A 25,316-nucleotide genomic window follows, 5' to 3' on the forward strand; every position below is an offset into this window, starting at 1 on the left:
GAGCTTGGGTGGGATGAATGAATTGTAAGCGTTAACAAAATCGGACGTTTCACCTCCTGTTTCTCGTTCGGTTCTCTATCTATCGATGTTTCAGGCTCGTGTTATATTGTTGGTGCTGGACGCGAATGACATTCCAATAAAGGGGGAGCATCCATTTGGGCAAAAAAATGGTCATGGTGGCGATGATGCTGCTGCTCGCATTCACGAGCGCCTGCAGCAGCGCGGGCAGCCAGGAGAACGAAGCGGCGGGGAACAGTACCACGCCAGGCGTTACGGAAGAAGGGCCGGCAGATCCGTTCGGCAAGTATGATCAGACGATTACTCTGACGTTTGGCAAAGAGGTCGATCCAACGGACAAAAGCTTGCCTGCCGGGGATACCCCGGAGAATAACCAGTATTCGCGTTATGTGAAGGATAACCTGAACATTGATACGAAGGTCACCTGGCAGGCGGCCACCGGCACGAACTACGAGCAGAAAGTGAACCTGGCGATTTCAAGCAACGATTTGCCCGACGCGCTCGTGGTCAAGGATACTCAGCTGCGGGCGATGGTGAAGGCGGGGCAGCTGGAAGACCTGACAGATGCATTTAATCGATTCGCTTCGCCGGCCATGAAGAGTTATATGGAAAAAACGAACGGCGTATCGGCCGAGGCGGTCACATTTGACGGAAAAATGTATGCCATTCCTAGTATACAAGTACACTCCGACGGCGTTCACCAAATGTGGATCCGCAAGGACTGGCTCGACAAGCTGGGGCTTGAGCCGCCCAAAACGATGGAGGAACTGGAGCTGGTCGCGAAAGCATTCGTGGAACAGGATCCGGACGGCAACGGTAAGCATGATACGATCGGAGTTGCCGGACAGCAGAACGGCGGGCGGTTATACGCCAATTTCCTGGAGTCGACGAACAACACGTATGGACTTGATCCGATTTTCGGGGCCTACAAGGCGTATCCCGGTTACTGGTTAAAAGACGATGCGGGCAACCCGGTCTATGGTTCCATTTTGCCGGAAACGAAGGAAGCGCTCGCCAAACTGCGCGATATGTACGCTGACGGGTTAATCGACAAGGAACTCGGCATTCGCAAAAGCGCGTCCGAGCCTGTGGTTAACGGTAATGCGGGTATCTTTTTCGCGCCGTGGTGGATGGGGTATGGACCTCTGCCCGATGCCATCAAAAACGATCCGAATGCCAACTGGCAGGCCTACTTGTTGCCGCTGGATGCCGACGGGCAATTCAACGCCCACATGGGCGCTCCTTCTACCGTATTCGTCGTCGTTCGCAAAGGATACGAGCATCCCGAAGCTGTCATCAAAATGCTGAACCTGCTCATTCGCGACGAGTCGACATTCGATATCTCCGTGCCAGTGGGGCACTACCCGCTGCGTGTTCCGATGTCTTACATGGATGAGAGCGAATATTCGGCGAAAGCGTTGCAAGAGGTACTCGCCGGTACGAAGAAACCCGAAGACTTTACCGATCCGGGTTACAAACTGCTTGCGGCAGATATCCAGAATGTCAAAAAGGTGAAGAAAGAGCCGTATGACAATATGGACATCCAGTATTGGGACCCTCAAGCAGACCTTGGCGTATGGAGCCGCATCTATTCCCTGTTGGTCGGATCATCGTCCTTGCAGCAGGACTACAACAAGGTATATAGCCTTCTGTATTCCCAGACCCGCACGATGGAGAGCCGCTGGTCCAACCTGAAGAAGCTGGAGGACGAAACTTTCCTGAAGATCATTATGGGAGCGGCCCCTCTCGATACGTTCGATACGTTCGTCAGCGACTGGAAGAAGCAGGGAGGGGACAAAATCACCGAGGAAGTCAAAGAGTACGTGAAGTAGTACGTCATTTTAAGGGGGCAGCTGTCCAGGGCGCCGGGTTCATCCGGCGCTTCTTCTTGAGTAGAACGTGATGGAGATTGCGGAGGAGGAACACCGGATGCGGAACCGAAGTTTCATCAAACATTATTACGTCATGTTGCTGCCCGGAATGGTGTGGCTGCTGTTCATCAGCATCATACCGATGTTCGGGATTGCCATTGCTTTTCAGGACTTCAACCCGGGTCAAGGCATCTGGAAATCGACCTGGATCGGGCTGGAGAACTTCGAATATATGTTCAGCCTGAACGATACCAAGACCATTTTCTTCAATACGGTGTATATAGCCGTCATGAAAATTGCCGGCAATCTGATCGTGCCGTTGATTTTTGCGATCATGCTCAATGAACTGCGTCTTTTGGTGGTCAAACGCTGGGTGCAAACGATCGTGTATCTTCCTCACTTTTTGTCCTGGGTCATTCTGTCCGGCATATTGCTCGACGTGTTTTCGTACACGGGTCCTGTCAACGGACTGCTGAGCATCCTTGGATTTGAACCGGTGTTATTCTTTGCCCGAGCAGACTTATTCCCGTTTATTGTCGTGGGTAGTGACGTATGGAAGGAATTCGGTTTCAACACGATCATCTACCTGGCCGCGCTGACCGGCATCAGTCCAGCCTTGTACGAAGCAGCTTCGATGGACGGAGCCAGCCGGATGCGCAGAATCTGGCATGTGACTTTGCCTGGATTGCGCACGACGATTGTACTCTTGGCGGTGTTAAGTTTGGGAAACGTGCTGAATGCAGGTTTTGATCAAATTTTCAATCTGTACAATCCGCTGCTGTACTCGACGGGCGATATTATCGATACATGGGTATACCGCGAAGGGTTGCTGAACATGCAGTACGGACTCGCAACCGCGGTTGGCCTGCTAAAATCGGTAGTCAGCTTTGTGCTCATCATCGTCTCGTATCTGCTGGCTTCGAAGTTCGCCAATTACCGCATATTCTGATAAGGAGAAGGAGTCGAGCGAGATGATAAGAGAAACGACGCTGCGATCCCGGGTGTTCGATGTCACGCTGCTGGTCGTGCTGCTGTTGATCGCATTCCTGTGTATATTGCCCCTCTGGTACACGCTGGCGGTATCTTTAAGCGAGAAATCGGCGGCTGCTGCCGGGAAAGTATGGCTGTGGCCCGTTGGTTTCAATTTCAATTCATACCAGCAAATTATCGGAGACCGTTCCTTTTTCAATTCCTTCTGGATTTCCATTCAGCGGGTGGTGCTTGGGGCAGCCATCACGTTTGTTGTAACAACGATGATGGCTTATCCGCTCTCCAGGAGCCCGCGCGAATTCCGGATGCGCAACGTATTCATGTGGATTCTCGTGTTCACGCTGCTGTTCAACGGCGGCTTGATTCCCTGGTACATGACCGTGAAAGCGATTGGGCTGTATGATACCATTTGGGCGCTTGTTCTAGGCGGGGGAGTGCCGGTCTTTAACGTTATTCTGATCGTGAACTATTTCCGGAATCTGCCCAAGGAACTGGACGAGGCTGCACTTGTGGACGGGGCCGGACCGTGGCGCATGTTGATCACCATTTATGTGCCGCTGGCCGTGCCGGTACTGGCTACAGTCACGTTGTTCACCATCGTGTATCATTGGAACGAGTTCTTTCACGGGCTGGTGCTGACTTCCGGACAGGATCATTATCCGCTGCAAACGTTAATCCAGCAATTCGTCGTCGTCATCGACGCGTCCAACATGACGGAAGACCAATACAAGCGGATGAACGAGTTATCCAATCAAACGCTGAATGCCGCAAAAATATTCATTGCCATGCTTCCCGTGCTTATTGTGTATCCGTTCCTGCAGCGTTTTTTCATCCATGGCATTACGCTTGGGTCAGTAAAGGAGTAGCGCTTCATTCATATGAATTCGGGCGGATATGAACATGGGCCCCTGGTCGGTGCATTTTATGCAAATCGAAAAAGCCTTCATGAAGATGGACCGATCCGTTCCTTGTTCATGAAGGCTTTTTTGGCTTACATTTTGACCAAATGGAGGAAGCTTGATAAAATTAGTTATTCGCATAATGGATGCAGGATGGGCGAATGGGTTTCGTTTTATATTACTGAATAGATCAGGTGATTGAATGAACGCAGCGAATAACTCGAACGAACTTTTAAATACGTGGATTTCCCTTACGAATATTCAAACGAACATCAATGATGAGCTGGAGCGTGTGTTAGAAGCTGAATACGGTTTGTCATTAAAAGAATTTTTCGTGCTTTATTTTTTGATGCAGACCGATGAGAAAAAATTAAGGCTGCAGCAGCTGCAGGACCTGGTTGGCTTGAGCCAGAGTGCCATATCCCGGCTTGTCGGCCGGATGGAAGCTGAGAACTGCGGTGCCTTGAACCGGCATATTTGCGAGGATGACCGCAGAGGGATCTACACGTGCATTACCGGTCTGGGGCAAGAGAAATTCCGCAAAGCGCTTGTTACGTTTAACGAGATGCTGGAAACCTCTCTGCAACAAGGAGATCTCAAACAGCAGATCCAGTCGCTGATTCAAAAACTGTAAGCGAACGTCACGACAAAGAGCCAATCTCCTTTCCGGGTCCCGGGGGAGAATGGCTCTTTGTTTAAACACACTCCAAAATCACCATTGACATGAAACGCGTTCCAGCCGGTAAGATCAAATTGTAGTTTGAAATGGAATGCACAAATTTCGAGCAGATCGTTCATGTTCGGGTGAAATTGGATATGTTCATCCGGGTTGTACCCCTTAAAATAAAAACTTGAGCTATTTAAGAAAACGTTTTATATTTGGAACAGATTCGAGGTGAGTTCTTATGAAGGTTGTAAATCCGCTTTCGGCCAACATCGTGCAATTGCTGGAACATTACGAAAGCAACGGTCACTTGAACATACAGGCCTCATTGATGGGGGACCGCTCAGCGCTGTACGAATTGGAAAATTACAGTCTGAAAGTATATACCGCTCGAGGGAAGTTAGACGGAGAGATGGAATGTGATGTTATGTTATCCATGCAGAATCTTCGCCATGTCCCTAAAATGTATGCTTATGCCCCAGGCAAGTTCGTGCTCACGGAGCGCGTGCATGGTCTTAATTTAAAAGATTATTACAGTGTGCATGGGAGTGTGCCGCAGCATTTGCTGTACGATATGCTGCAGACGGAGTATGAGCAAATTCAGGCCGGGTATCATGATTGGGAAGTGATCCAGTATGAGCAGCTGCGCTGGACGGCCACCGGAGAAGTAAAGCGCGTTGACTTTTGGTTGTGCGAACCGATGGGCAGTATACAGTCGCAAACCGTACAAGCTTTTATGAACAAAGTGGAGAGAATCCATGCGGGCGATCCTACCGATTTGGAAACGATCATGTATTACTTCAAAAGACATGGCCTGAGCGAGGCTGACATTCAATGCGTGTTTGAACAATTCAGAATGCGGCATTCGCAGCCTTTTCAGCCGCAAAGAACATTGAACGGTTAAAGAATGAAGTCGCAGAACATGCGACTTTTTTAGTGCGAACAAAAAAGCCCTTATCCTTCGGAAGGGGATAAGAACCATGCCGCCGCCTTTGTTTGGCCTTATGAATAGCTCCATAACTATTTTTGGCACATTGGTAGACTATCAGACGGTCGTAACAGGCATTTCCAGTGGAATCATGGCAGGGCTTTATGTACATCCGTTAAGGTGTAGTTCTTCAAAATCGTATACAGGATGCCCCACAAAATGGGGCATCCTGCATACCAAGCTAGATGAAATTAGTAGTATCTTCTTTTTTTACAAGGAACGATTTCAATCTTCACGTGAGAGTGCTTTTTCTTTGCGATCGGAACAAATTTGACTTTAGTAACGACGGTTTTGGTGATTTTTTTGACAAAGCATTTCGGCTTATGGCCGTGATGGTGATGATGATGAGAATAATATTTTTTCTTCACTGTGAATCCCCCCTAACTTGTTGATAGTGCAATATATGGGGATCTCCTTGGATTGTTAAGTGCTATTGTCCCTGGCATGTAGAAATGAGTAGATTGCCGGGGGTGGAAAATGGAATTAAATGTTTACTGGATACGAAATGTATCTTATAATATCTTTGCGATACATAATGTATTGCCAAGGTTGCATCATGAGCATTGAATCTTTCAAAGAAGGAGGTGGCTAAGATGGAAGCGAAAAAAGAAATGTGGCAAGCTCCCGTATTGGAAGTACTGGACGTTGCTCAAACGTTGGCTGGTGCAGGTTACAGACAAATCGACTGGGTTACGGAACATGATGCGGACATTTATGATCCACTGTCCTAATCCTTTTCCACAAGCCATATGGGTTCAGGTATTCCGTGCTGAGCTGTACTTATGAACATAATCTCTCTCTCAAGGTCGCCCATGGGCGACTTTTTTTCATTGGTTGGCGAAAAAAAGAACCAACCTCTCCATAGGGAGCAGATTGGTTGGTTCCACTGCAAATTATGATTCCGTTTCTTTGATGGCCGATGCATGGACGGCACTTTCCATTCCGCTGTTATACGCGCGGAACAAGCCGAGTCGCCAGAATGCTGCCCCTTTTAGGTCGTATCGCTTGGCAAGCCCCAGCTTGTCATCGACGGAATCAGGTTTCTCGCTGCCCAGACTGATGCCTAGCAGCAGCTTCTGTTTAGGTACGCCAGCTTCCAGCGCAAGTTTGATCGCTTGCTCCACAAGGGAGTTCGGCTCGGGTACCTGCGCTTTGGTGCCGACGGGATTATACTGATACGCCATGATGATCAGATCGTCGGCAACCGAAGCGAGCGTTTTGTAGTCGTAGCCTTTGTAAGCCCCGTTCAAGGGAGGCACGGCGATCGACAGGGAGATGTCGGAAGCGACGGCATTCTTCAACTCTTTGACGTATTGGTTAAACAACTTTTGCTGTTCAACGGCATCCAGTTTGAAGCCGAGGCCTTCGAAATCCAGCACGATTCCTCCAAATCCGTTCTCCTTGACGGCAGCAGCAATTCCATCGATCGATTTTTGACGCATGCTGCTATCGCTCAGCATCCGGGTTAACTCCCCGCTGCCATCCAACGCATAAACCATCAGATACGGGCGAACCCCCTGATTGGCTGCATCTTGAACAAGGGACTGCGGCGTTACTTCTCCGGCAGCGGCAGGCATGCGGTATTCATCGCCCTCCAGCGTGAATTGGCCATCACGGTCGATGCGGCTCCAGCCGTAGGCGACCGAATTCATGGAGGATACCAAATCCCTTTCCTGGAAGGACTGCACGGCATAGAAAGCTCTAAGGTGCATTTCCTTTTGCGGAGATACGAGAGAAACGGTACGTGTCGATTGGTTCCAACTTACGCCAACGCCGAATTGGGCGCTGAATGAACTAAGCGGAATCAGCACGCGTCCTTCTCTCTGGATTGGAGCAGCTGCCAGTTTAACCTGTTTACCGTTCACCGTGGCTGTCGTACTGCCAACGTGAAGCAGAACTTCAACGGTTTCACCTTTTACGCTGCCTGCAGCCTGAACGGTTTGGGTTTTGCCGTTCCAGGCAATTTCGATGCCTAAAGCTTGGCCCACCGTGCGGAACGGAACATACGTAACGCCTTTCTCGATCCGGGGAGCGGCATCGAATTGCAGGCCAACGTCATCAAGCAAGACCGAAATGCCGGGAACTGCCTGTACATGGCTGACACCCGGAGCAGCCCCGAACAGGGATAATGCAACAATCGCAGCAAGGGCGTTTCTTCCGACACGATGTGCGAACATAACTGATTACCTCCAATGCATGTACGAAGATCGTATTATAACTACGAATCTAGCATGGTATAGTATAGCAAAATTTTCATAGAGTTCCAATTTTCAAAGGGTAGGTAAAGAAGATTCGCTTACATAAAATGGTGGGTGTTGGAGATACTGTGGTCAAAATCTCCTGAGTGGAGTGATACCTATTTATGCGTGAAGCAGGCACCAAATTGAACACATCCGAGGCCGTTATCGTCGTTTTAAACAGTGTGCTCGGTGCGGGCATTTTGACGCTTCCCCGTACCATCAGCAAGGCGGTAGGGACCCCGGATGTATGGATCTCCGTGCTGATGTCAGGGCTGTTAGTTACAGCGATCGGCCTAATGATGGTGGCATTGTGCCGGCGGTTTCCTGGAAAAACGGTGTTTGAATTCCTTCCGCAACTTACGGGGCAATGGGGAGCATATGTCTTGGGGATGTTAATCGTTTCCTATTTTGTTGTGTTGTGTTCGTTTGAAATCAGGGTTATGGCGGAAATTACAAGCATGTACCTGCTAAAAGGCACCCCAAGCTGGGTTTCCATCATGGTAATCATGTGGATCGGAATATATATGATGAATGGCGGACTGAAGGTGATGATACGGGTTTTCGAAATCATGCTGCCGATCACGCTGGCGCTGTTTCTGCTGGTATTCCTTTTGAGCGGGCGGTTATTTGATCTCAACAACCTGCGGCCGGTGCTGGGCGAAGGGTTCATGCCTGTGTTGAAAGGCATCAAACCTTCATTTCTGTCCTATTCGGGTTACGAGGTAGTATTAATAACAACGGCTTTTATGGCCAACGCCAAAGCAGGAAGCCGAGCGGTCATTTATAGCGTACTGGTGACGACTCTCATATATCTGGTTACGATTGTGATGGTCATTGGCAATTTGTCTTTGGAGGGGGTTCACACAAGAACGTGGCCGACATTAGACATGGTTAGAAGCTTTGAAATCAGAGGATTTTTTTTCGAACGTTTCGAGTCCTTTTTCCTCGTTTTTTGGTTGACGCAAATTTTTGCCACATATGTTTTTAAGCACTATTTTGCGTCGATCGGATTGCGGGAATTATTTCGGCTCAAAAACGTGCAGGTTATACAGTATGCGCTGCTTCCGGTTCTGTACGTGCTATCCTATTTGCCACGGAATTTGGATGAAACCTTGTCTTTGGGAGACAAACTGGGTGATATATCCATATTTTTGTTCGGATTGATGCCCTTGATGCTCCTGATCCTCAGCTTTGCGAGAAAAGGGGCGGCAGGCAGGTTATAGAAACTCTCGCAATGCAGAAAAAATGTTGACCCGGTTCGAGAAAGAGCGATTACAACCAAGAAATCGAATGCAGCCTCATTGGATCATAAGCAACATTGAATTGAAAAAACATCGCCGGAGGTGAAGGAAGTGAATCCATCCCCATCGCAAATCAGCACAACGGATACGATTGTGGTTTTGATCAATGCCATGCTCGGCGCGGCCATTTTTATGGTTCCCCGTTCAACGGCCCTGGCCGGCGGAACTCCGGATGTTTGGATTTCCATCATAGTGTCAGGAACCATCGTTGTGGGCATGGGGTACATTATGGTTGGACTGTGCAGGAAATATCCGGGGAAAACACTGTTCGAATTCATGCCGGAGATTACGGGCAAATGGATCGCGATCCCGATCGGGTTCTGCATGATCGTATATTTTCTCGTAAGGGCTGCTTATGAGATAAGAATCATGGCAGAGGTGACGGGCATGTATTTGCTCGAGGGGACGCCGCTATGGGCCATTATCATGATCTTTATGTGGATCGGGATGTACATGCTGTTGGGGGGGTTAAAGGTCATCGTACGTGTGCTGGGGATTATTCTGCCGATTACGCTGGTGCTGTTCGTGCTAGAGGTCCTGCTCAGCATTCAGCTGTTCCATCTGAATTATTTAAGACCATTGCTTGGAGAGGGCATTTTGCCTGTCGTGAAGGGAGTCAAGCCCGGCTTGCTGTCTTTTATCGGATTTGAGGTGTTGTTCATTTTGGCAGCAAACATGAAAAAGCCGAACGAAGGACGCAAGGCCGTTTTGTGGAGCACCGGAATAACGGCGGCGTTTTATCTGATCACCGTAGTGATGGTTATCGGCAGTCTTTCCCTTGACGGCATGTGGAACCGGACCTGGCCCACACTGGATCTGATCCGCAGTTTTGAAATTGAGGGACTTGTTTTTGAGCACTTCGAGTCCTTTTTGCTCATCATTTGGATCATGCAAATTTATGCAACGTTTGCGATTTCGCATTATGCTGCTTCGATCGGAGTGAGCGTGGTCGGTATTTCGAATCAAACATGTGCAGGGCATCATCTATACGTTGTTCCCCTTCGTTTATCTTGTTGCGATGATTCCTGAAAATGTGGAAGAAACCATTGAATTAGGAAACAAGCTGGACAACGTCTTTCTGGTTTTGTTCGGGATTGTTCCGGTATTACTGTTGTCGGTAAGCCTGATTCGCAAAAAATGGGGGAAGGGGGACAAGGCAGGTGCAGGGAATGTTCAAACAGAAGGAGAGACGCCATGAGCATAAAAGAGCGCTTGGTCTTAATTCGGAGTACGTTCATAAGCCCGAAATGAATGAGGGACTGCGCCGAGGTGAGAAGTGAAGCCGGTTGACTGGAGTAACCATCAACGGCTTCAAACTACCCATATAAGCATTTCGTGTTGGGCAGCATGAATTTTCGCTTGACAGCAGAAAACAGATCCTTTAAATTGAATGCATGCGCATGCTTTTTGTAATCGATGGAGGTGCGCCACAAACGTGTACATCGGAAGCGAGGATGTGAGGGAAATGTTTTGGTTCATGATGATCTCCGTGTTGACCGGATTGGTTGTTCTTATTCACCGATTATGGCCTGCCCCATATCTTACGCAAATCCATTATCGGAGCTTGATCAATCAGAAGGAGAGCTTGCACCATTTCAAAATTGTCGATATCCGGGACGCTTCTGAGTATGAACACCAACCGACTCCGGATTCCATCAATATTTCATTGGGCCGCCTTCCGTATGTATGGCATAAACACCTGTTGAGAGAAGAACGCATTTTTATTTTGTCCAACGAAATGTACAGGGCCAAAAAGGCCGCGCGGATCTTGCGCAAAAAGGGGTTTCAATCCTTGTACGTTGTAGAAATGGATCGTAAGCCGGTTGTGTCAACGCCAAAATAGAATGGATGTGTACGCATTGAGAACAACAGACGAACGTTTGGACACCTGGTTTTCATTGACGCATATCCAATCCGAGATCAATGAACAACTGGAACAGGTGCTTCAACAGAAATACGGTTTGTCTTTAAAAGAATTTTATGTGCTGTATTTTATTTCGCAAACCGATGATAAAGAGCTCCGCTTGCAACAGCTGCAAGAGAAGATCGGTTTGAGCCAAAGCGCAACATCCCGGCTTGTAGCACGGATGGAGGCCGAAACCTGCGGCGCGTTGGAAAGACATATGTGCGAGAAGGACCGCAGAGGGATCTACACCGGCATAACCGAACGGGGCGAAATGAAACTGCGCGGCGCGCTTGAAACGTTTGACGAAGTATTGCAGGAAAAGCTGCTGAACAAGGGGTTGAAAACGGTAATGGAATCGTTGGTTGCCGAGCTCGGTTGAGGCGAAGAAGGAGATAGTGGATCGTAAAGCGTGTTCCTTCCTGGTACGGAATGAATCTGAAGAAATGTCTCATCCCCATTCACATGCGTGTTCATGCATGTTTTATATAGATAACAGAGATGTGAGAGGAGATTTACGATGAAAGATCTATTTAGTTCGTATACATTGAAAGGGTTGGATTTGAAAAACCGGATCGTGATGCCTCCCATGTGCCAATATTCTGTTGAAAACAAAGATGGCATTGCTACGGATTGGCACTATTTGCACTATGTAAGCCGTGCTGTGGGCGGTACCGGGTTCATTATTATTGAAATGACCGATGTGGAACCCGATGGCCGCATTTCCGATTTCGATCTTGGGCTGTGGTCGGACGATCAGATCCCGGCGTTGAAACGAATCGTGGATGCTTGCCACAGTTACGGCGCCAAAGTAGGCATTCAGATTGCCCATGCGGGACGCAAAGCCGAAGATGCCGAGGTTCCCGTGGCGCCGTCTGCGATCGCGTTTGACGAAAATTACAAACAACCGCGCGCACTGACGACGGCCGAAGTGAAGGACATGGTCGAAAAATTCCGCAGTGCGGCGGCCAGAGCGGTGAAAGCCGGATTCGATGCCATTGAAATCCACGGTGCCCACGGCTACCTGATTCATCAATTCCATTCTCCGCTGACCAATAAACGCGACGACGAGTACGGTCAGGACCTTACCCTGTTCGGCCGCGAAGTCATTCAGGCTGTTAAAGGCGAAATGCCTGAAGACATGCCGCTGATCATGCGGATTTCCGCCAAAGAGTACGTTGAAGGCGGATACGGCATTGAGGAAAGCATCGCTTTTGCTAAAGCTTACCAGGAAGCCGGCATCGACATGTTTGACGTTTCCTCCGGCGGCGAAGGCCCGATTGCGGCTTTTGGCAGACCCGGCACGCATGCGGGCTATCAGGTGCCGCTCGCCCGTGACATCAAGCAAGCGCTCGATGTTCCCGTCATCGCCGTCGGCAGATTGGATGACGCAAAGCTCGCCAATGCGGTGATCGGCAATGAAGACGCGGACCTGGCAGCCGTAGGCAGAGGGCTGCTGAGAAACCCGCATTGGGCACTTGAAGCGGCATCGAATCTGAGAAAAGAAACTTCGATTCCGAAGCAATACTCGGCAGGATTCTAAACGATCGTTGCGAATAAACTAACCAAACATTCCAAAATATCCGAGGAGGGTTAACATGCCTTATTCCAATTCCGTGCAATCTCTTTTTGAGCCTATTACTTTAGGAAATCTGGTCCTGCCCAATCGCACCGTCATGGCGCCGATGACCCGCGGCATGTCGCCGAACGGGGTTCCCGGCCCGGACGTTGCCGGCTATTACCGCCGCAGAGCCGAGAATGGCGTCGGTCTGATCGTGACGGAAGGCACGGTGGTGGATCATGCAGATGCATCCGACCAGCAAAACGTTCCCCATTTCTATGGAGAAGAGGCTCTCAAAGGCTGGGCCCACGTGGTGTCCGAAGTGCATGCGGCTGGCGGCAAAATCATGCCGCAGATTTGGCACATGGGCGTAAAAGGCCAAGTCAATGATTATTCCGAATCGGACATTGCGGGCATCGTGTCGGCATTTGCCCAAGCTGCTGCCGAGGCCAAACGCATCGGTTTTGACGGCATTGAAATCCACGGCGCGCATGGGTACCTGATCGACCAGTTTTTCTGGGAGAAAACGAATCAGCGCACAGACCGTTACGGCGGAAGCATGCTTGCGCGCACTCGTTTTGCGGAAGAAGTGGTTCGTGCATGCCGGAAGGCGGTAGGTCCGGATTTCCCGATCATCTTGCGCATTTCGCAATGGAAGAGCTCGGATTATACAGCCAAACTGGCAAAAACGCCGGAGGAGCTGGAGCATTTCTTGGCACCGCTGCTTGAAGCGGGCGTAGACCTTTTCCACTGCTCGACTCGGCGCTTCTGGGAGCCTGAATTCGAAGGTTCTGATTTGAATTTTGCCGGTTGGGTGAAAAAAATAACGGGCAAGCCAACCATCACTGTCGGTTCTGTAGGCCTCGACGGCGACTTCATGGCACTGTTCACCCGTGGAGAGGGTGCAGGCAACGCAGGCATCGAAGGTTTGGCGCAGAAGCTCGCCAACGGAGAGTTCGATTTGGTAGCGATCGGCAGAGCGCTTCTGGTCGACCCGGCTTGGGTCAGCAAAATCCGGGACGGCCGCACGGAGGAATGGATTCCATTCACCCCCGAAGCACTGCAAACTTTATCTTAATCCATATCAGGCAGGGACGAAAGCTGGCCAACGCCAGCTTTTCGTTGTATCCCCGGTATCACGCGTGGCAGGCATGGAGCAGGGATTATTCATCGTCGACGCCGGCAGCTGGAAGCGGAAGCAAGGCTTCGCAAAAAAGGGGTTGCAAACGCTTATAATTATGGTATACTAAGTTTACATAACAGGATTGTGACCGGTAAGGCGGGCAATGCCTAAATTGATTAGAGTACCATCAGCGCATGGTATTGTAATTAATTTAGGCATTTTTTGTTGATACTGTTCCTGTGGGGAGGTGTAACCGAGATGATGTTTGTTGAGAAGGTGCTAAATAACAATGTATTGTTAACCAAAAACCATAAAGGCAAAGAAGTCATCGTTATGGGAAGAGGCATTTCTTTTAACAAGGCTGCCGGAGACCGGGTTGAGGATGAAAAAATCGATAAAATTTTTGTGCTGAACGAAAATGAATTCACAGCCAAGTTGATGGAGCTCTTGAATGACATTCCCGTTACTCATCTGGAAGTGGTTAATGAGATCGTTACCCGTGCCAATGAAGTGTTAGGCACCACGCTGAGCGACAATATTTATTTGACCCTGACCGACCACATCCATTTTGCGATCCAGCGACACGAGAATGGCGTGCAGCTGAAAAATGCGATGCTGTTCGAAATCAAAAGCTTTTACAAGAAAGAATTCGAGATTGGCCTGGAGTCGCTCCAATACATCGAGAACTCCCTGGGGGTGAAGCTTGGCGAGGATGAAGCAGGATTTATCGCACTACATATCGTGAATGCGCGCATGGACAGCAGTGAAATGAAGCTGACGATGAAAATGACGGAAATGGTTCATTCCATTCTGAACATCGTGACCTATCATTACAACACGATCATGGACGAGTCTTCCGTAAATTATTCCAGATTTTTAAGACACTTGCAGTATTTCTCGATGCGTGTTCTTCGAAATGAAGTACAGCAGACAGGCGAAGACTTTTTGTATAACCAAGTGAAGAAGACGTATGCCAATGCCTTTGAATGCACGCGCAAAATCAATGACTTTCTGGAAAAAACGTATCAGCAATCATTAAGCAAGGATGAATACGTATATTTGACCATTCATATTCATCGGGTCACGGAACGCAATCATCTGGAAACAACCGAATAACAAACCATCCGGCTAAGGGGTGTAACTGGTAATGCAGGCAAAACCTAAACTGATGGTGAAATGAGCAGCGATTCCGCAAGCTGTTATTTCACCACGAGTTTAGGTTTTTCTTGCTTGTGGCGGTAGGATGCTGTGATTGGGCATACTACCAGGCATACCTGGACCATAAACCTAAGCCGATCATCCACGTAAAAAGAGGAGAGCTGTATATGAACGACAAAGAGTTATCTTCCAAAATTCTTGAGCTTGTCGGCGGCGAATCGAATGTCAATTCGGTCTTCCATTGTGCGACAAGATTAAGATTTCAATTGAAAGACCGGGACAAAGCCGATAAAGAAGCGCTGCAAAAAACGCCGGGCATCATTACCGTCGTAGAGAGCAGCGGCCAGTTTCAGGTTGTTGTCGGCAACAACGTTGGGCCGGTTTACGAGAAAATGATCGAAGGTACAAGCATCGGAAACGCGGATGCATCCAAGAAGGATGAGTCCTCCGAGAAGAGCACGATTCTGGGCAAAGCCGTCGATATCATTTCAAGCATCTTTTCGCCTACGCTTGGCGCGCTTGCCGGGGCCGGGCTGTTGAAAGGACTGGTTGCGCTCTTCCTGTTCCTGAAATGGCTTGATGCTTCGAGCGGAACGTATCTCGTGCTGAACGCGGCTTCGGACAGCGTGTTTTACTTCCTGCCGGTCTTCCTGGCCGTGACCGCATCGCGCAAATTCAAAACAAACATGTTTGTATCCGTGGCCATCGCCGGAGCGCTCCTCTATCCGGCCGTCATCGCCGCGGTCAGCGCGCCCGACAAATTAACGTTCCTCGGCATTCCGATGGTGCTGATGAATTATTCCTCCAGCGTCATTCCGATCATCCTTGCCGTCTGGGTACAGTCTTATGTCGAAAAATGGTTTAATTCGTTCGTGCATTCGTCCGTCAAAAACATTTTGGTGCCGATGCTCTCGCTGGTCATCGTCATTCCGCTGACGTTTCTGGTGTTTGGTCCAATCGGCTCCATGATCAGCAGCGGACTGGCTACCGGTTATGGCTGGATCTACAACCTGAGTCCGCTGCTTGCCGGCGCGGTAGCTGGCGCGTTCTGGCAAGTCTTCGTCATTTTCGGCGTGCATTGGGGATTCGTGCCGGTCATTCTCAGCAACATCGCGGAAGTTGGTTACGACACGATGCTGCCAATGCTGACTGCGGCCATCCTGGCTCAAGCAGGGGCGGTATTCGGTGTATTCCTGAAAACCAAAGATACACAGCTTAAAGCGCTGGCCGGTTCTTCCGTAGTCGCATCCGTCTTCGGGATCACAGAGCCTGCCATTTACGGGGTTACGCTGAAGCTGAAAAAACCGTTCATTTATGCCTGCATCGCCGGTGCTGTGGGCGGCGCGATCATCGGCTCGGGCGGTGCGCAAGCGGTGGCCTTTGCTTTACCGGGATTGCTGGCGTTGCCAACGTATATCGGTACGGGATTCCTGTCCGTGATCATCGGTTTGGTTGTGGCGTTTGTGCTGGCTTTGGTGATCGTTATGGTCCTTGGATTCAAAGATAGCGTTCAGGAGCAGGCTGCGCCGAAAGAAGAAGCGCCTGCATCCACGCCTGTGCAAGAAAGCACGGTACTGAAAAAAGAAATCATCGAAAGCCCGCTGCAAGGTGCGGTCAAACCGCTGGAGTCGCTGCCGGATGAAGCTTTTGCGTCCGGTGCGATGGGACAAGGAATCGTCATTGAACCGTCCGAAGGCCGATTGACTTCTCCGGTGAACGGAACGATCACAACCGTGTTCCCGACAGGGCATGCGATCGGGATAACTTCGGACGAGGGCGCCGAGCTTTTGATTCACGTCGGCGTGAACACGGTTCGCCTGAAAGGCAAACATTTTGAGAAACAAGTGCAGGAAGGCGACCGCGTTGAAAAGGGACAATTGATCCTGCTGTTCGACATCGAACAGATCCAGGCAGCAGGTTACGTCACTTCGACGCCGGTCATTGTGACGAATTCCGCCAATTACCTGGACGTACTGAAAACGTCCGAATCGGAAGTGCGCCGTCAGGACTATCTGATGACCGTGGTCGTATAATAGAATAACTTGTGTCACGAAGCCTTCGATCGATACGATCGAAGGCTTTTTTGCATGCACATTGCAGCCACTCGTGTACGAACAATATGACAATAATGTAAGGCAGGCGTAAGGTTGATACATAGGAGATCAAGGGGCTATGCGGTAAACTCATTTATATTGAAGAGAGCGACTCAAGAGTTCGTCAAAGAAAGAGGAGAATTGCAGGATGACAATGAACCGACGCAGGGTACTATGGATCACCACCATCGTCTACACCCTGATTACGTTGTATTTTTTGTTTTTGGCTTTTGGCAGGCTGGACGCCGCAAAACACATCGTGGATAATCCGTTTCAATGGATTCCCGATTCTTTTTTCAAATTTCCAACATTATCGTTCCATTCAGGCATTACGTTAATGGACCTGGTTACCTTGTGGAATTATGCGGCATTCATTCCGTTCGGCATTCTGATCCCCATGCTGTACAACATTCGGTTCATCCGGTTTATGTTATGGTTTGTGCTCATCATTTTCGGAATCGAATTTTTGCAGAAATTGACGATGCTGGGCAGCGGGGATATCAACGATGTTCTTCAAAATTCCATTGGAGCATGCATCGGTTATGCCGCCTATCGTGCAGGAGAAAGGGGAGAGCAAGGAAGGAAACGTTGGCTGATTGCAGGTATGGCGTGTATCGTGTTATTCCTGATGACGTGGGGAACGGGAAACGTGATCAACCAACTGGCGACCAAAATCGAAGGCCCCTTCGTGGCCATGAAGCTGGAAACGCAGCGTGGAGCAGGAACGGATGCTCAAGGTGCTGCGCTGGGGAGGTTTAATATTAAAAAGGAACAAATTATACCTGAACACAACATGTATGATAGCCAAGGAGGCCAACAAACCTATACGTTTACTTTGAAAGACGATGAACTTGTGTTGACCGGAAATTACGGCATCCCCGATCACGCGCCGCCTGAAGGGAAAATATCCATTATTGTCGATGGGAAAGAGGTATTAGTAATAGAAGCGAATGATTATCAAGGGAGTGCAGAACAATTCGAAGTCTATATTGAACATGCTCGGCAGATGACCATCAAGATTGAAGGAAGCGAGCGATTGTGGGATATCGGATATCGGCCGCTGCAGTATAGATGGGAAAGGTAGATTGGGCGGCCCCCTCGCCAGGGATTGCTTTACACCTTAAAGTAGGAGGGATATAGTAAAACCGATTGTTGAGCGGCCATCGATGAGTATTTTTCCAAGTTCTATACGCGTGAGAATGCCAAAGAGATCAAGCCGAATCCGGAAATCTATCTCACGATGATGAAAGAACTGGAGGCATCCCCGGAGGAATTCCTTATTTTTGAAGATTCCCTCATTGGAGTGGAGGCTGCAACAACGCGGGCATCGAGGTCGTAGCGATGGTTGACCGGTATTCGGATCACGACAGAGAACGGATCAACGCATGTTCGGACGTTCAGTTTCACGACTATGAGGAAGTGCTCAGCTTCATCGAAGCCGACAACAATTCCAGCCCTCTTTCCAATTCCTCCAACGTCAATGTCGAAGATAGCGCTACTCTCAAGTAGTTCTCTCCCGTATTGGTTCCGCTCAGAAAGCGGTCGGAATGGAATACGCGAATGCCCTTTTCCAGGAAATGCGACTCGGTACGTCTTCCTCCGGCAAGACCGGGAGCGGGCAGCCAGCGGTAGAAGCTGAGCGGATGGCCCTGACTGAAAGCTTGGGGAAAATACGTATCAAACAACTGGTTGGCCTGCCGGGCCAGCCTTTTTTTGTGCAGAACGATGGCGCTCGCTTTCCCCGACAGAATCAGCTCGGTAATAATTTCGGCGTCCAGTGAGGACGTTTTGACGTTGACGTTGAAAATCGCTTTCATGATGCGGTCCTTGTACATCTCGTGAAACACAAGATAGGCGACGCGCAGCCCCGAACAGATGGATTTGGTCGTACTGCATACATAGATCGTGCGTTCCGGAAGAAGCTGATACATCGGCTGACCGTAGTGTTCAATCACACCTGCGGACAGAAAAGCATGGATGTCATCTTCGATCAGGATCAATTGATGTTTGCGGATGACGCGGGCCAGTTCCTTTTTGCGTTCCTCCGGCATCATGATGGTCGTTGGGTTTGCACAAGAGGGCATCAGAAAAACGCCATGCACGTCGGCCTGACGGCAGTGCTCGTCCAGTGCTTCCGGTCGCATGCCGTGCAGGTCGCCCGGAATGGGGACAAGCCTGATGCGAAGCATGTTGGAAAATTCGATGAAATTCGAAAAGGTATACTGGTCCACGGCAATGCGATGCCCGGGTTCAAATAGAGCCAGCAGCGTGATGGCGAGCGCGTTTTGTGCGCCTGAAACGATGGCAACCTGCTCCGGATCGGCATGGATGCCCAGCGTGCTCATCCAATTCAGTGCAGCAAGCTTTTGATGGGGGATACCGGCAGGATCATTGTAATTCAACAGCTGTTCGAGATAGGTTTTTTGCATCACGTTTTTGGCGGCTTCGGCAACGAGGTCGTTGGTCTGCTCAAAGGATGCCACCAAACCCAATTCGATATAGGTGTTCATCCCCGGTTCCTTGGCGATGGCAATCGAGCGTGCTGCGTTGGCCGACACAAACGTGCCGCTGCCCGTTATGCCATAGATCAAACCTTTAAGCTCGCATTGTTTGTAAGCACGTGTAATCGTAGTGAAATTAACGTCCAGAAAATCGGCCAACTCACGCTGAGGTGGGAGCTTGGTTCCTGGCGCAAGCAATCCATGCGTGATGTCATGCTCCAGCATTTTGGCGAGCGACTGGTACAGCGGGCGTGACAATTTGTTTTTGTCCGGCTTCCATGACATGGGATATTCGTCGAACGAATTGAATGGCATACACTCACCTCACAACATTGTAATCCATACAATTATAACATTGATTGTATGGAAATGTATTGCTACACTAACGTAGAACCGTATTATAGCAAGGAGATGCAGCAAACGATGACAGACAGAATGAAGCTTCAAACGGCTTTTCGGGCCGCCTTTCCGACCACGCTTCCGATTTTGGCCGGATTTTTATTTTTGGGGATTGCGTACGGCATTTTGATGAATGCCTCGGGCTTTGGAGCGAGTTATGCCATCCTGATGGCGCTGCTCGTTTTTGCCGGATCGATGGAGTTTGTGGCGGTAAACCTGCTGCTTGGCGCATTTAACCCGATCGGTGCGCTAATGATGACCTTAATGGTGAATGCGCGGCATTTATTTTACGGCATTTCAATGCTGGATAAATATAGAGGAACCGGCTGGAAGAAGCCGTACCTGATCTTCGGATTATGCGATGAATCGTTTTCCATCAATTATACGGCCGACATTCCCGAAGAAGTGGATCGGGGATGGTACATGTTTTTCGTCACCTTGCTCAACCATAGCTATTGGGTCATTGGCGCTGCCATCGGAGGCTTCTTCGGATCACTCGTCAGCTTCAACCTGGAAGGGCTGGAATTCGTCATGACAGCGTTGTTCGTCGTCATTTTCATGGAGCAATGGAGCAAGGAACGGTCGCATCACAGCGCCTTGCTTGGCTTGGGCATTTCGATCCTGTGCCTCATCATCTTCAAAGGCGGCAGCTTTATCATTCCCTCCATGGCCGGACTGCTGATCGTGCTTACGCTGATCAGACCCAAACTGGATCAGAGAGCGGGGGAAACGACATGTCCATGACGGTAACCGAACAACTCATTACGATCGGCATGGTTGTGCTTGGCACGATGATGACGCGCTTTCTTCCATTTCTGTTGTTCCCGCCTGGTCGTACTACGCCTAAGTACGTGCAATATTTAGGGAGGGTTCTGCCGGCAGCGGCGATCGGCATGCTGGTGATCTATAGCGTCAAAGACATTCATCTGTTGTCCGGGAACCACGGCGTGCCTGAACTGGTGTCGATCCTGGCTGTTGTGCTGCTTCATTATTGGAAGAAAAACATGTTATTGTCCATTGCTGGCGGAACGATGCTTTATATGGCCTTGGTGCAGTTCGTCTTTTAGCATCACGTTGGTTGTGCGGCTGATGAATCTGGCCTACTTTAAACATCTCTCGGACGGAAGGCAAGCATACCTTTGCTAACCGGTTGGGGGATTTTTTTCTGCCAGCATCAAGTGATTTGAAGGAGTGTTATGAATATGAACCCATATTTTGAAGATGACGGAAACTTCATGCATAATATGGATAGGAAAAGGATTCTTAATCGGGAACTGAGAAAGGGTGGATCAGATGGGAGCACCTACATTTCTGGAAACAGGTCACATGAAGGAAGGCTTTCCGATTCGGGTCATTCATACCGGTCCGCAGTTTAATTTTGCCGCACATTGGCATGAAGAAGTAGAGATGGTAGTTGTCAGGGGAACGCGGGCGCGAATTGGCCTCAACAGCCGGGTCGTAGAGTTGGGGCAGGGCGACATCATGGTGATCAAACCGGGGGACGTGCACTGTTTTCTGCCCGGCACCGAGCATCTGACGATCATTCTTTTCCGCTTGGAGCTGTTCACAGAGAGCTTGGTCGTCGACAAAGCCACCCAGCCGCTGCGGGAGTTATTCGGCAAATCGACGCATTTACCCGCGATGACGCTCAAAGAAATCGACATCAACCGCTATCTTGACGTCATTTCCAATGAAAACAGAAACGAGCAGATCGGTTATCAGTGGGTCATGATTGCCAGGTTTTACGATCTTGTCGTTCATCTGCTGCGCACGCAAAAGCCTGCGGAGGAGGAATGCAGCGGCGAATGGCCGTGTACCTTATCCAAAAAGTTCGAATTCGTCGAGTCGGTCTGCGAATACCTTGAAGCGCACTACGAAGAACCGATCAAGCTGGATCAGGTCGCGGAGCATATCAAATTCAGCAAATTTTACGTGTGCAAGCTGTTTAAGGAAATCAAAGGAATTACGCTCATGGAGTATTTGAATCACTTCAGGATCGTGAAGTCAGAGTGGGCGCTGCTGTTCAGCCAAGCGACCATTTTGGATATCGCGATCCATCATGGATTCAATAACCTGACTTCCTACAATCGGCTGTTCAAAAAATATAATGACTGCACGCCTTCCGAATTTCGGAAGCGGCATCGCACAAAGATCACAACATATGAAGGTTGATGAACAATATTTGTGGAGAAAGCCCTCCTCCAAAATCACTATACTCAAGTAAATTGAAAGCGTTTACTTTTCTCTGGAGGAGGGCCCTCATGAAGAGCTTTAAACGATATGCCGTTTCAATGATCGCATTATTAAGCGCAACGCTAATGTTGTCCGGCTGTCAACCCGGCATGGGAAACGCGTCCAAACAGCAGGAAATTACCGTCTGGAGTTTTACGGATGAAGCGGGTTATGCCATCGAGAAATTCGAGGAAACGTATCCGGACATCAAAGTGAATTTCGTCAACATTCCAGGGAACTTTTATATGACCAAATTGAAGTCGGCTTTGCAGACCACGTCCAAGGCTCCCGACGTGTTCATGATCGAAAACGGCGGCATTCGGGAACTGATCGATGTTCCGCATCTCGAAAATCTGTCGGCCCCGCCGTATAACGCCGATAATTTGCTGCAAGAGCAGTATGCTTTTGTGCAGGCCAATGAAAAGGATAGCGAGGGCAACGTCAAAGCGATTGGATACCAGGGTACGCCGGGTGGCATTTATTATCGGAGGGATCTGGCCAAAACGTATTTGGGGACGGACGACCCGGTGAAAGTCGGTGCGCAGATCGATACCTGGGACAAAATTTTCGAGATCGGGGAGCGGGTGCAGCAGGAGAGCGGCAATCAGGTTCATGCCCTGGCCAACTGGAATGCGATTTCCAACTCGTATGACGGCATTCCTTGGGTAGAGGACGGAAAGCTTGTGATCAACCCCGTCTACATGCAGATTCTGGACCTTGTCCGCGAAGCGCGCCAGCGTCATGTGCTGGCAGAGTTCGAAGAAGGCAGCGCCGGTTATGCCGCATCCATGCAAAAGGGGCAGGTCATGTTCTATCCCGGGGCAACTTGGGCGCTCCAATATACGTTCAAAGCGAATGCGCCGGACACCTCCGGTTTGTGGGGACTGGCGGCAGGCCCGACCGATTTCAGTGCCGGCGGGACGTATATTGCGATGTACAGCAAAAGCGACAAAAAGGATCTCGCCTGGAAATTCATCGAGTTTTATAACTTTAACCATGATTTCTTGAAAGAGCTGGCGACCGAGCAGGATTATTTTACGAGCAATATGGTCGTGAACGACGAGCTTGCGCAAACGGCCACATCAGACTATCTCGGCGGACAGAAGCATTTCGAATTTTTTTCCGAGGCGGCCAAACGCGTTCCCGTGTATGAGAGAACCCGTTATGACACCACGATCAACAACGACATTTTCAAAAACGTGCTCCAGCTGTATCTCAACAACGACATTAACACCAAAGAGGAAGCCGTGGAGAGGATCAAGCGCGATGTTCGGTTAAGGTTCCCGGAACTAGAAGTCAACTAAGCATAGGCCTGAAAGACTCACGAATCCGATGACTGGAGGTTGGAACGATGTTTGCCAAGTCGCTGCGCAAAGACCATTACGGCTACTATTTCATTGCTCCTTTTTTCATCATTTTCACCATTTTTGGGTTGTATCCGATTCTTTACTCCCTATATATCAGCTTCACCAATTACGATGGCATCACTACGCCGGACTTCGTCGGAGTCGGCAATTACGTGGCCGTTCTGCAGGACCCCCTGTTCTACAAAACGTTGTTCAACACGCTGTTCATTTGGGGCGTCTCCGTCGTTCCGCAGCTTACCGTGTCGCTTGTGCTCGCCTTTATCCTTAATGACAAGCTGCTCAAAGGAAGGGATTTCTTCCGGGCCGTCTATTTTTTCCCGAATATCGTTACGGCAGCCTCGCTGGGTCTGTTGGTGAGTCTCATTTTCGACTGGCAGTCGGGAGGGTTAAACCATTTCCTCGTGCAGACCGGAATCATTAGTGACCCTATTAACTGGAAGAATGATCCTTGGTTTATGCGGCTTATTGTCTCATCGATTCTGTTCTTTCAATATTTCGGGTATTCCATGGTCATTTATTTGGCCGGTTTGCAAGGGATCGATCCTTCGCTGCAGGAAGCGGCCCAGATTGACGGCGCGGAGAAAAGGCATATCTTCATGCATATTATCGTACCGATGCTGCGCCCGATTATCCTGTTTCAGGTCATTACGTCCATCATCGGCGGAATCCAGATTTTTGATCAACCGTTCACGTTGACCAATGGTAACGGAGGGCCTGACCGGGCTGCGATGACCAGCATCATGTACTTGTACAATGTTGCTTTCCAGAGTACGCGCTTTGGATACGGTGCAGCCATTGCGTTCTGTTTGTTCATCATTATCATTTTGTTGTCCGTCGTTTCGTTCATCATGACGACCCGCAGAAGCCGTTCATAGGGAAGGAGGAGATTTCATGCAAACCGCGAAAACGCTGGAGCATTCCAGTGCTGCCGTCCAATCCTATGCCAGAGCCAGAAGGCTGACGGTAGGCAAGGTGTTGGTGTATCTGTTTCTCGTCATTCTTGCTTGCATCTGCATTATCCCGTTTTATTTGATGCTCATCTATTCCACGCATAACAATGCGACGATTGCATCGACGTTTACTTTCCTTCCCGGACCGTTTCTGCTCGACAATTATGTAAACATGGCGTCCAAAATCAATATTTGGCGCGGGTTCGCCAACAGCTTCTTCATTGCGGGAACATCGACCGTATTATCCTTGTATGTGGGAGCGCTTACGGCATACGGTTTTGCCAAGTTCAAATTCAAGGGCCGAACCTGGCTCTTCCTGTTCCTGCTTGCGACGATGATGGTGCCCGGGCAGCTTGCCCTGATCGGGATGTACCGGTTGTTCAGTACGCTGGGCATGCTGGACAGTTATGCGGCCATCATTTTGCCTGCGGCGGCGAATGCCTTCAACGTGTTCTTTATCAAACAGTTCATCGAGGCCAGCATTCCGGACGAAATCGTCGAATCTTCGCGCGTGGATGGCGCTGGCGAATTCCGCACATTCAACCAGATCGTGCTGCCCATCTTGGGACCGGCGGTCTCCGCGCTTGGCATCTTTACCTTCATCGGCTCGTGGAACAACTTTTTGACGCCGCTGGTGCTGTTCTTCTCCCTGGATAAATATCCGCTTCCGGTGCTCGTTGCATTAGTACAGGGATATTATGGCATGGATTATGGGTTGCTCTACTTAGGCGTGGCCATTTCCATCGTTCCCATTATTATCGTGTTCGCTGTATTCTCCCGGCAGATCATTGGCAGCGTGGCATTGGGTGCCGTCAAAGGATAATCACTGAGGATGAGCATCTCAAATTCCATAATATCATTCGCTGAGCAGCTGTCCGCAATGGATGGCTGCTTTTTTTAGGATGGGGGTGCTTTGGTACGACGCAAACTGGTTCGAAATCTTAATTCGACTGGGTATAACTCCTGTTACTTGGTAAAATAATTAAATTAATCCTATCCTGCCGTCTGTAAAGGAATATTTTGAAATATTCACTTAAATTTGAAACAAAAACAACCTT

25 protein-coding genes are annotated in these 25,316 nt (G+C 49.5%); 23 read left to right on the plus strand and 2 right to left on the minus strand.

Features of this window, described 5'->3' with window-relative positions:
* Window positions 1–167: 167 nt before the first annotated feature.
* The 6 genes from SNR34_RS13815 to SNR34_RS13840 all read left to right on the plus strand — a co-directional run bounded on the left by SNR34_RS13815 (window position 168) and on the right by SNR34_RS13840 (window position 6,161).
* Window positions 168–1,850 (plus strand): extracellular solute-binding protein, encoded by a 1,683-nt coding sequence (locus SNR34_RS13815; protein WP_486182455.1) that lies wholly within the window; start codon window positions 168–170, stop codon window positions 1,848–1,850.
* 97 nt (window positions 1,851–1,947) lie between these two features.
* On the plus strand, window positions 1,948–2,838 hold the full coding sequence (locus tag SNR34_RS13820) for an ABC transporter permease (RefSeq protein WP_236416960.1): 891 nt from the start codon (window positions 1,948–1,950) through the stop codon (window positions 2,836–2,838).
* 22 nt (window positions 2,839–2,860) lie between these two features.
* A complete protein-coding gene (locus SNR34_RS13825; protein WP_236416961.1) occupies window positions 2,861–3,745 on the plus strand; it encodes a carbohydrate ABC transporter permease in 885 nt (294 codons plus the stop codon).
* Window positions 3,746–3,980: 235 nt separating this feature from the next.
* Window positions 3,981–4,412: a MarR family winged helix-turn-helix transcriptional regulator gene (locus SNR34_RS13830; RefSeq protein WP_236416962.1), complete on the plus strand. Its 432-nt coding sequence runs from the start codon at window positions 3,981–3,983 to the stop codon at window positions 4,410–4,412.
* 271 nt (window positions 4,413–4,683) lie between these two features.
* Window positions 4,684–5,346 carry a hypothetical protein gene (locus SNR34_RS13835; RefSeq protein WP_486182161.1) on the plus strand — a complete coding sequence of 221 codons (663 nt, stop codon included), beginning with the start codon at window positions 4,684–4,686 and terminating at the stop codon, window positions 5,344–5,346.
* Between the two features lie 677 nt (window positions 5,347–6,023).
* A complete protein-coding gene (locus SNR34_RS13840; protein WP_236416965.1) occupies window positions 6,024–6,161 on the plus strand; it encodes a paeninodin family lasso peptide in 138 nt (45 codons plus the stop codon).
* Between the two features lie 162 nt (window positions 6,162–6,323).
* Here SNR34_RS13840 and SNR34_RS13845 read toward each other — a convergent pair whose 3' ends face one another.
* A complete protein-coding gene (locus SNR34_RS13845) occupies window positions 6,324–7,607 on the minus strand; it encodes a stalk domain-containing protein (RefSeq protein ID WP_486182162.1) in 1,284 nt (427 codons plus the stop codon).
* Between the two features lie 185 nt (window positions 7,608–7,792).
* Here SNR34_RS13845 and SNR34_RS13850 point away from each other — a divergent pair, with 185 nt between their 5' ends.
* The 11 genes from SNR34_RS13850 to SNR34_RS13900 all read left to right on the plus strand — a co-directional run bounded on the left by SNR34_RS13850 (window position 7,793) and on the right by SNR34_RS13900 (window position 18,148).
* Window positions 7,793–8,893: a GerAB/ArcD/ProY family transporter gene (locus SNR34_RS13850; RefSeq protein WP_486182163.1), complete on the plus strand. Its 1,101-nt coding sequence runs from the start codon at window positions 7,793–7,795 to the stop codon at window positions 8,891–8,893.
* A 129-nt stretch (window positions 8,894–9,022) separates the two neighbouring features.
* The gene (locus SNR34_RS13855; protein ID WP_486182164.1) at window positions 9,023–10,000 is read left to right on the plus strand and encodes a GerAB/ArcD/ProY family transporter; all 978 of its coding nucleotides are present in this window, start codon (window positions 9,023–9,025) and stop codon (window positions 9,998–10,000) included.
* 4 nt (window positions 10,001–10,004) lie between these two features.
* Window positions 10,005–10,169, plus strand: a complete 165-nt coding sequence (locus SNR34_RS13860; RefSeq protein WP_486182165.1) for a hypothetical protein — start codon at window positions 10,005–10,007, stop codon at window positions 10,167–10,169.
* 267 nt (window positions 10,170–10,436) lie between these two features.
* Window positions 10,437–10,814, plus strand: a complete 378-nt coding sequence (locus SNR34_RS13865; protein WP_236416972.1) for a rhodanese-like domain-containing protein — start codon at window positions 10,437–10,439, stop codon at window positions 10,812–10,814.
* Window position 10,815: 1 nt separating this feature from the next.
* The gene (locus tag SNR34_RS13870) at window positions 10,816–11,256 is read left to right on the plus strand and encodes a MarR family winged helix-turn-helix transcriptional regulator (protein WP_486182166.1); all 441 of its coding nucleotides are present in this window, start codon (window positions 10,816–10,818) and stop codon (window positions 11,254–11,256) included.
* Between the two features lie 138 nt (window positions 11,257–11,394).
* Window positions 11,395–12,417, plus strand: coding sequence for an NADH:flavin oxidoreductase/NADH oxidase (locus tag SNR34_RS13875; RefSeq protein ID WP_486182167.1), 1,023 nt, complete (start codon window positions 11,395–11,397; stop codon window positions 12,415–12,417).
* 55 nt (window positions 12,418–12,472) lie between these two features.
* A complete protein-coding gene (locus SNR34_RS13880; RefSeq protein WP_486182168.1) occupies window positions 12,473–13,513 on the plus strand; it encodes an NADH:flavin oxidoreductase in 1,041 nt (346 codons plus the stop codon).
* Between the two features lie 306 nt (window positions 13,514–13,819).
* Window positions 13,820–14,674, plus strand: coding sequence for a BglG family transcription antiterminator LicT (gene licT, locus SNR34_RS13885; RefSeq protein ID WP_236417051.1), 855 nt, complete (start codon window positions 13,820–13,822; stop codon window positions 14,672–14,674).
* A gap of 209 nt (window positions 14,675–14,883) precedes the next feature.
* Complete coding sequence (locus SNR34_RS13890) at window positions 14,884–16,749, plus strand: beta-glucoside-specific PTS transporter subunit IIABC (protein ID WP_486182169.1); 1,866 nt, start codon at window positions 14,884–14,886, stop codon at window positions 16,747–16,749.
* 208 nt (window positions 16,750–16,957) lie between these two features.
* The gene (locus tag SNR34_RS13895; protein WP_486182170.1) at window positions 16,958–17,893 is read left to right on the plus strand and encodes a VanZ family protein; all 936 of its coding nucleotides are present in this window, start codon (window positions 16,958–16,960) and stop codon (window positions 17,891–17,893) included.
* Between the two features lie 78 nt (window positions 17,894–17,971).
* The gene (locus SNR34_RS13900) at window positions 17,972–18,148 is read left to right on the plus strand and encodes an HAD-IA family hydrolase (RefSeq protein WP_486182456.1); all 177 of its coding nucleotides are present in this window, start codon (window positions 17,972–17,974) and stop codon (window positions 18,146–18,148) included.
* Between the two features lie 70 nt (window positions 18,149–18,218).
* Here SNR34_RS13900 and SNR34_RS13905 read toward each other — a convergent pair whose 3' ends face one another.
* Window positions 18,219–19,625, minus strand: a complete 1,407-nt coding sequence (locus SNR34_RS13905; RefSeq protein WP_486182171.1) for an aminotransferase-like domain-containing protein — start codon at window positions 19,623–19,625, stop codon at window positions 18,219–18,221.
* 108 nt (window positions 19,626–19,733) lie between these two features.
* Here SNR34_RS13905 and azlC point away from each other — a divergent pair, with 108 nt between their 5' ends.
* From azlC to SNR34_RS13935, 6 genes are all read left to right on the plus strand, one after another.
* On the plus strand, window positions 19,734–20,453 hold the full coding sequence (gene azlC / locus SNR34_RS13910) for an azaleucine resistance protein AzlC (protein ID WP_343260775.1): 720 nt from the start codon (window positions 19,734–19,736) through the stop codon (window positions 20,451–20,453).
* The gene (locus tag SNR34_RS13915) at window positions 20,444–20,776 is read left to right on the plus strand and encodes a branched-chain amino acid transporter permease (RefSeq protein WP_486182172.1); all 333 of its coding nucleotides are present in this window, start codon (window positions 20,444–20,446) and stop codon (window positions 20,774–20,776) included. Before azlC ends, SNR34_RS13915 begins: the two co-directional genes overlap by 10 nt.
* A 226-nt stretch (window positions 20,777–21,002) precedes the next feature.
* Window positions 21,003–21,881: an AraC family transcriptional regulator gene (locus SNR34_RS13920; RefSeq protein ID WP_339278006.1), complete on the plus strand. Its 879-nt coding sequence runs from the start codon at window positions 21,003–21,005 to the stop codon at window positions 21,879–21,881.
* An 89-nt stretch (window positions 21,882–21,970) separates the two neighbouring features.
* Complete coding sequence (locus SNR34_RS13925) at window positions 21,971–23,245, plus strand: ABC transporter substrate-binding protein (RefSeq protein ID WP_486182173.1); 1,275 nt, start codon at window positions 21,971–21,973, stop codon at window positions 23,243–23,245.
* 47 nt (window positions 23,246–23,292) lie between these two features.
* The gene (locus SNR34_RS13930; protein ID WP_486182174.1) at window positions 23,293–24,183 is read left to right on the plus strand and encodes a carbohydrate ABC transporter permease; all 891 of its coding nucleotides are present in this window, start codon (window positions 23,293–23,295) and stop codon (window positions 24,181–24,183) included.
* A gap of 16 nt (window positions 24,184–24,199) precedes the next feature.
* Window positions 24,200–25,081, plus strand: a complete 882-nt coding sequence (locus tag SNR34_RS13935; protein ID WP_236416995.1) for a carbohydrate ABC transporter permease — start codon at window positions 24,200–24,202, stop codon at window positions 25,079–25,081.
* Window positions 25,082–25,316: the final 235 nt, after the last annotated feature.

It is taken from the genome of Paenibacillus sp. XP01 (assembly GCF_057364885.1).

Coding starts and splice junctions, on each gene's coding strand:
- SNR34_RS13845 (WP_486182162.1), bottom strand. CDS start 7,607: ATGTTCGCACATCGTGTCGGAAGAAACGCCCTTGCTGCGATTGTTGCA.
- SNR34_RS13880 (WP_486182168.1), top strand. CDS start 12,473: ATGCCTTATTCCAATTCCGTGCAATCTCTTTTTGAGCCTATTACTTTA.
- SNR34_RS13935 (WP_236416995.1), top strand. CDS start 24,200: ATGCAAACCGCGAAAACGCTGGAGCATTCCAGTGCTGCCGTCCAATCC.
- SNR34_RS13920 (WP_339278006.1), top strand. CDS start 21,003: ATGGGAGCACCTACATTTCTGGAAACAGGTCACATGAAGGAAGGCTTT.
- SNR34_RS13925 (WP_486182173.1), top strand. CDS start 21,971: ATGAAGAGCTTTAAACGATATGCCGTTTCAATGATCGCATTATTAAGC.
- SNR34_RS13815 (WP_486182455.1), top strand. CDS start 168: ATGGTCATGGTGGCGATGATGCTGCTGCTCGCATTCACGAGCGCCTGC.
- SNR34_RS13890 (WP_486182169.1), top strand. CDS start 14,884: ATGAACGACAAAGAGTTATCTTCCAAAATTCTTGAGCTTGTCGGCGGC.
- SNR34_RS13865 (WP_236416972.1), top strand. CDS start 10,437: ATGTTTTGGTTCATGATGATCTCCGTGTTGACCGGATTGGTTGTTCTT.
- SNR34_RS13835 (WP_486182161.1), top strand. CDS start 4,684: ATGAAGGTTGTAAATCCGCTTTCGGCCAACATCGTGCAATTGCTGGAA.
- SNR34_RS13850 (WP_486182163.1), top strand. CDS start 7,793: ATGCGTGAAGCAGGCACCAAATTGAACACATCCGAGGCCGTTATCGTC.
- SNR34_RS13870 (WP_486182166.1), top strand. CDS start 10,816: ATGGATGTGTACGCATTGAGAACAACAGACGAACGTTTGGACACCTGG.
- SNR34_RS13830 (WP_236416962.1), top strand. CDS start 3,981: ATGAACGCAGCGAATAACTCGAACGAACTTTTAAATACGTGGATTTCC.
- licT (WP_236417051.1), top strand. CDS start 13,820: ATGTTTGTTGAGAAGGTGCTAAATAACAATGTATTGTTAACCAAAAAC.
- SNR34_RS13905 (WP_486182171.1), bottom strand. CDS start 19,625: ATGCCATTCAATTCGTTCGACGAATATCCCATGTCATGGAAGCCGGAC.
- azlC (WP_343260775.1), top strand. CDS start 19,734: ATGACAGACAGAATGAAGCTTCAAACGGCTTTTCGGGCCGCCTTTCCG.
- SNR34_RS13820 (WP_236416960.1), top strand. CDS start 1,948: ATGCGGAACCGAAGTTTCATCAAACATTATTACGTCATGTTGCTGCCC.
- SNR34_RS13930 (WP_486182174.1), top strand. CDS start 23,293: ATGTTTGCCAAGTCGCTGCGCAAAGACCATTACGGCTACTATTTCATT.
- SNR34_RS13875 (WP_486182167.1), top strand. CDS start 11,395: ATGAAAGATCTATTTAGTTCGTATACATTGAAAGGGTTGGATTTGAAA.
- SNR34_RS13895 (WP_486182170.1), top strand. CDS start 16,958: ATGACAATGAACCGACGCAGGGTACTATGGATCACCACCATCGTCTAC.
- SNR34_RS13825 (WP_236416961.1), top strand. CDS start 2,861: ATGATAAGAGAAACGACGCTGCGATCCCGGGTGTTCGATGTCACGCTG.
- SNR34_RS13840 (WP_236416965.1), top strand. CDS start 6,024: ATGGAAGCGAAAAAAGAAATGTGGCAAGCTCCCGTATTGGAAGTACTG.
- SNR34_RS13915 (WP_486182172.1), top strand. CDS start 20,444: ATGTCCATGACGGTAACCGAACAACTCATTACGATCGGCATGGTTGTG.